Annotated in this window: 1 protein-coding gene; it reads left to right on the top strand. The window is 53.4% G+C overall.

Translation table 11 applies throughout. From position 1 onward, the window contains the following. Positions 1–232: hypothetical protein (locus ACTHUM_RS20195; protein ID WP_440404028.1), on the top strand; the 232-nt coding region annotated here is incomplete at both ends.

Here is a 232-nt window from a genome sequence, read left to right as displayed (position 1 = left end):
GTTGCCGGCGACGACAACATCACCACTGAAGCCCAAGACGATAAAGTGACCGTCAAGCTGAACAAAGACCTGGTGGTAGACAGCGTCAAAGCCGGCGACACCACCGTGAACAACGACGGTGTGAAAGTAGGCGACGATGTTGCATTGACCCAAGACGGCGTTAAAGCAGGTGATGTCAAACTGACCAAAGACGGATTGAACAACGCCGGCAACAAAGTGACCAACGTAGCCG

Source organism: Neisseria sp. P0021.S006 (assembly GCF_051956895.1).
This window is presented reverse-complemented; position numbering and strand designations above follow the sequence as displayed.